General features: G+C 38.5%; 6 protein-coding genes. 5 read left to right on the top strand and 1 reads right to left on the bottom strand.

What is annotated here, in order from left to right:
• The first annotated feature begins 574 nt into the window (after positions 1-574).
• From FJR37_RS04075 to FJR37_RS04060, 4 genes are all read left to right on the top strand, one after another.
• Positions 575-1405 (top strand): inositol monophosphatase family protein, encoded by an 831-nt coding sequence (locus FJR37_RS04075; protein ID WP_053538030.1) that lies wholly within the window; start codon positions 575-577, stop codon positions 1403-1405.
• 126 nt (positions 1406-1531) lie between these two features.
• Positions 1532-2506 carry an alcohol dehydrogenase catalytic domain-containing protein gene (locus FJR37_RS04070; protein ID WP_168465367.1) on the top strand — a complete coding sequence of 325 codons (975 nt, stop codon included), beginning with the start codon at positions 1532-1534 and terminating at the stop codon, positions 2504-2506.
• A gap of 126 nt (positions 2507-2632) precedes the next feature.
• Complete coding sequence (locus FJR37_RS04065) at positions 2633-2833, top strand: hypothetical protein (RefSeq protein WP_371416093.1); 201 nt, start codon at positions 2633-2635, stop codon at positions 2831-2833.
• Between the two features lie 385 nt (positions 2834-3218).
• Positions 3219-4907 (top strand): TrkA family potassium uptake protein, encoded by a 1689-nt coding sequence (locus tag FJR37_RS04060; protein WP_168465366.1) that lies wholly within the window; start codon positions 3219-3221, stop codon positions 4905-4907.
• 173 nt (positions 4908-5080) lie between these two features.
• Here the strand turns inward: FJR37_RS04060 and FJR37_RS04055 are convergent, their stop codons facing one another.
• Positions 5081-5248: a hypothetical protein gene (locus tag FJR37_RS04055; RefSeq protein ID WP_168465365.1), complete on the bottom strand. Its 168-nt coding sequence runs from the start codon at positions 5246-5248 to the stop codon at positions 5081-5083.
• A 61-nt stretch (positions 5249-5309) separates the two neighbouring features.
• Here FJR37_RS04055 and FJR37_RS04050 point away from each other — a divergent pair.
• A partial coding sequence (locus FJR37_RS04050; protein ID WP_168465364.1) for a helix-turn-helix domain-containing protein occupies positions 5310-5457 on the top strand: 148 nt, incomplete at its 3' end.

The raw sequence follows: 5457 nt of genomic DNA, 5'->3' as shown, positions 1-5457 counted from the left end.
AAAATTTTTATACATCAATTAGAATCAATGATAAACCCGACCAGCAATTCTCATTTTGAAAAAAATAAAGTATTAGCCCCGATTTTGGAATTCAAAATATAGTACAAAGTAACTATTTATTAGCCATTGCCTCTGGCTAAAAAAACAGTCAGGTTGAAAAATAAGTATGAATACTCAATGAACTAGAGAGATTGCTTGACAACGAATGGGGAAAATCCAGTTCATCGTTCGGGTTTTAGCAATACCTTAGCCAAATTACGAGGGTGAGATGATAATGCTTTAACCATGAACTCCCGTTTCTCGCTCTTGCTTGGCAAAAACAATCAGCCCTAAAAATTCCTTAAAGGTTTCCGACAAGGATTTTTTAAATGTATTGACGGTAGGATAAGGGTTTTAGATTCTAAACTACCTTTTCCTCAAAACGCTTATGTATGCTTATTTTTGCCGTTTTTCCCAAAAATTATCAAGGTTCTTATTTTGGCTAAGGTATTGTTACTTTGTACTGAATTTTCTATGAATCCATCTATGATAAAATTATTTAATAATTGACAACTAACAACTGATAATTAATCAAATGAATGATTTTTGGAATACGATTTTAGACTTTGCGGAAACTACTACTACTAGAGTAGGAAAACAATTAATGCAGGATTTTGGCAAAGTTCAAGCTTCACAAAAATCTGATGGTAGCTTAGTCACAAAATCTGATAAATGGGCAGATCAAGAAATTCGAGATGCGATTGTTTCTACCTTTTCCGGTTACGGCATTTTGAGCGAAGAAAGTGATAGTGAAGAGCTGCTGCAAGCAGGTCAAACTTTTCCGAATACAGAATGGTGTTGGGTTATTGATCCTTTGGATGGTACAACAAATTTTACCAGAGGAATTCCGATTTGGTCTATTTCCTTGGGCTTACTTTATCGTGGAACTCCCATTTTTGGTTATGTTTACGTACCACCATTAAATCAAGTTTTTCATGGATTTTGGGCGGGTTCATCGGGCTTAACAACGCCAACGGGAGCATTTTTAAATAATCATCCCATTCATACCAGTAAAGATGCTCCCAGCAAAAACCACTTTTTCAACCTTTGTTCTCGCAGTACCGACATTATTCAACCAGGTTTTCCCTGTAAAATTCGGATGTTAGGAGTTGCTAGTTATAATTTTCTTTCAGTCGCCACTGGTGCGGTTTTGGGAGGAATTGAAGCCACACCAAAGGTATGGGATATTGCAGGTGCTTGGGTAATTGTGCAAGCTGCGGGTGGGACGTGGGTATCGCTCAATTCTGAGTCTTTTCCATTATCGCCGGGAATAGATTATAGCGATCGCTCTTTTCCTACGATGGTTGTGAGTAATTCCGATATAGTTCCGATATTTACACCATTTCTAGAAAATGTAAAATTTTAATAACTAATAATTAAAACCGAATAATTATACTCCGCACGGGAATAAATTGAGCCTTTGGGTAAAGGGGGATATATGGATGTAAAAACGCAAGTTATTACCTTCTCAAGTATAACAACTGACAAAATTATGAAAGGACTTTGGTTAGAAAATAATCAACTAGAATTACGCACCAATATTCCTATCCCTGAACCACCACCAGGAGAGGCTTTGATGCGGGTTTTGCGAGCAGGAATTTGTAATACTGACCTAGAATTAATTAAAGGTTATTACCCCTATACTGGCATTATCGGTCATGAATTTGTTGGTATTGTCGAACAAGGTCCCAAACAGTTAATTAATCAAAGAGTCGTTGGTGAAATTAACGCTGCTTGTGGTAATTGTCGTTTTTGTCGTCGCGGACAACCAACGCATTGTGAAAATCGCACGGTTTTAGGAATTGTTAACCGTAATGGTGCATTTGCAGAATATCTATCTCTACCTATTGAGAATTTGCATCTTGTCCCCGAAAATGTATCTACAGCAGCAGCAACTTTTACTGAACCCATAGCCGCAGCATTGGAAATTCAACAACAAATACAAATATCTAAGGATGACCGAGTATTAGTGGTTGGAGATGGTAAGCTAGGACAATTAATAGCCCAAACTTTAGCTTTAACTGGTTGTGAATTATTGGTAGTCGGAAGACACGAAGACAAATTAATAAATTTAGCAGGAAAAGGAATTAAAACAGGTTTAGCTGATAGTGTCACCGATAGATATTTTGATATCTCCGTTGATTGTACTGGAAATCCTGAAGGCTTTAATATTGCTCGTCGGGCTTTACGTCCTCGTGGGAAATTAATCTTAAAAAGCACTTATGCGGGAAATCTTAGTTTAGATGCTTCCTCGTTAGTAGTAGATGAAATTACCCTGATTGGTTCTCGTTGTGGTCCCTTTGTTCCGGCGTTAGAATTGTTGGCGACGGGAAAGGTAGATGTCCAATATTTAATTGATAGTTCTTACCCTCTTTCTCAAGGTTTAGAAGCTTTTGAAAAAGCCAAAACTAAGGGGGTTTTAAAAGTGTTATTGGAAATGAGGAGGTGGGGGAGGTGGGGGAGGTAGGGGAGTAGGGGAGGTGGGGGAGGTGGGGGAGGTAGGGGAGTAGGGGAGGTGGGGGAGGTGGGGGAGGTAGGGGAGTAGGGGAGGTAGTGAAGAGTAAAAGAGTAAAGGAGGTGAGAAAGAAGATGATTGGTAACTCAGAAGAATCAAACTCAATATCAATGGTTAAATCTCATAGAGATTTGGGCAGAAGCTTGGCGTAAACGTCGTTATGAGGCTGCTTTTGTTGTTAAATTAAATGATTGTGTTCGCGGAGCGTGTCGAAGACAGGCTGAATCTGCTGAAACTCAAACATGGATAGAATTTACGTTTAGTGACTATGATCAATAACCCATCACGCTGGTTAATGAATCATAAAAACCATAAAAACCATAAATATTAATCTTCCCCCACCTTCCCTACCTCCCCCACCTTCCCTACCTCCCCCACATCCCCCACATCCCCCAGGCTAACGCCACGCTACGCTATCAGCAAGTCCTAAATATACATTTTTGTAGTTTTTAACCTTTTTTTTATTTCTTTGTGAGAAATCCGGGTTAACCTCGTAATATTTTTTAATTTTTAATTTCCTGGAGATAAATATCGTGTTTTCAGTTACAGTTATTTTGCCACAAATTAAGCAACAATAAGGATTCTTGAATTCAATTCTGAGTCGGTGATGCTTTTCTTGATAACTGATATGTAGCCCTTTATATAAATTTTATGTTGCGGTTTTATGAAACCTCGAATTATTGTTTGTGGCTTAGGACGTACCGGATATAAAATCTTTCGCTTACTCAGACAACAGGGGGCTTTGGTGGTAGGTATTCATCGCAAACCTGTTTCTGGTGAACCTGCTGCTAATATAATTGTTGGTGAGTTACACGCAGCTTCTACTTTACAAGCGGCAGGAATTACAGAAGCACATACTTTGGTAATTGCAACTTCTGATGATGCTTTGAATTTATCAATTATGATGCAAGCACGGGTTCTTAATCCCCAAATTCGGATTATTAATCGGTTTTATAATACGAATTTAGGTGAACGTCTTGATCAAACTCTGTCGAATCATTTAAGTATGAGTGTTGTGGGTTTGGCAGCACCTGTATTTACCTTTGCGGCTTTGGGGAATAAGGCTATTGGTCAAATTAAGTTACTTGAGCAAATTTGGCCAATTCAAGAGGAATATATCCACGAAAATCATCCCTGGAAAGGCAGAAAAATTAGTGATTTATGGGAAGATCCCACAAGGATGCTGATTTATTATGTGGCTGTGGAAGGAAAGCTAAATTTAGTATCTGCGGTGCTGTTGGAACAACAATTAAGAGTAGGCGATCGCTTAATTATTGGTACTCAACCTCGCATTCGTCCCCAACGTAAGTCATTAGTCAGAAAATTAGTTAAAGTTTTTGCCAATATTCGGGAGTTTCAGAAACACGCCCAATCAGTTGTGGGTATGGCAATTGCTTTATTCGTAATTATTTTACTATCCACTTTTACCTATGTTGCTAGTAAACATAGTATCTCTTTTATTGATGCTTTATATTTTGCTGTTGGCATGATTACGGGGGCTGGTGGTAATGATAAGGTTGTCGAAAATGCACCAGACAGCATTAAGTTATTTACTATTGTGATTATGCTAATTGGGGCTGCGGTAATTGGGATTTGGTACGCGATGCTGACGGATTTTATCCTGGGTAGTCGCTTAAAACAATTTTTGGATGCGGCAAGAATTCCTCAACATCATCATTATATTGTTTGTGGTTTAAGTGGTATTGGCATTAGAATTGTTCAACAATTGCACCTGAGTGGACATGAGGTAGTAGTTATTGAAACAGATGCTAATAATAGATATGTGACTACTGCTAGAGGAATGAGTATTCCGGTTATTCTTGCTGATGCGAGTTTTCGGGCTACTTTACAAGCAAGTAATATTAACACTGCTACCGCAGTTTTAGCTGTTACTAATAATGATGCGACTAATTTGGAAATTGCCCTCAAGGCTAAGTCTTTAGCGCCAAAGATTCCTGTAATTGTCAACTATGCTGATCCTGATTTTGCTGGTATAGCACAACAGGTATTTGATTTTGAGGCTGTATTTAGTCCTGCTGAACTCGCTGCTCCTGCTTTTGCTGCGGCTGCTCTCGGTGGTAGGATTATTGGTAATGGGATTATTGCTGATAATTTATGGGTAGCTTTTGCAACTACTATTACACCAATACACCCTTTTTGTGATGAGTGGGTGAAGGATGTGGCTAAGTTTGCGGATTTTGTGCCTTTGTATGTGGAAATCAACCATGAAACTGTACAAGGCTGGGATTTGCTGGAAACAATTCTTGCTCCCGGAGATGTGCTGTATTTAACTATGCCCGCTAATAGGTTAAATCAGTTATGGCGAGAAGAAGGAAAGGGGATCGGGGTTTAGTTGATTTTTATTTTATGATAGTTCTTCCTTATCAAGGATGAGGATATCAAATTCTCAGCAGAAAGTCAACACTTGATTGAGAGATTTTGGGCAACGTGAAAAAATTAGGCAGTTAGGACATCAATTAAGGGGTAGAAGCAGCTTGATAATTTCTACCCATAACTATCCATATATTACTGTTTGTCTAAGTCTTCAAGAAGTTGATCAACAAAATCCCTCAACCGTTGCTGCCAATCAGGGACGGTTTTAATTTTTTCCCTGACTCCAGGTAAAACCTTAAATTGCAAGGGTGATTTATCGGAGGCTACTTGATTTTGTGGCTTAAATTTAATCCGAGGCATTGCCAAATCTTAATATATCTGATATACTAGATATCATAACACAACATTGAAGGTCGAATCAATGCTTTTATCATTCAAAACCGCATTAATTCCAAATAACGGACAGGTTACAGCTTTTCGTAAAGCATCTGGAGTAGCTAGACACGCCTATAACTGGGCAAATGCTCAAATCAAGGATATTTTAGCTGCTCAAAAAGAAGGCGAAAAAC

Origin of the sequence: Aphanizomenon sp. UHCC 0183 (genome assembly GCF_009712065.1) — a bacterium.
Taxonomy (GTDB): Bacteria; Cyanobacteriota; Cyanobacteriia; order Cyanobacteriales; family Nostocaceae; genus Dolichospermum; species Dolichospermum heterosporum.
This window is presented reverse-complemented; position numbering and strand designations above follow the sequence as displayed.

What these genes read in the sequence shown, in the direction of transcription:
- FJR37_RS04075 (WP_053538030.1), top strand. Translation starts at nt 575, where the DNA reads ATGAATGATTTTTGGAATACGATTTTAGACTTTGCGGAAACTACTACT.
- FJR37_RS04070 (WP_168465367.1), top strand. Translation starts at nt 1,532, where the DNA reads ATGAAAGGACTTTGGTTAGAAAATAATCAACTAGAATTACGCACCAAT.
- FJR37_RS04060 (WP_168465366.1), top strand. Translation starts at nt 3,219, where the DNA reads ATGAAACCTCGAATTATTGTTTGTGGCTTAGGACGTACCGGATATAAA.
- FJR37_RS04055 (WP_168465365.1), bottom strand. Translation starts at nt 5,248, where the DNA reads ATGCCTCGGATTAAATTTAAGCCACAAAATCAAGTAGCCTCCGATAAA.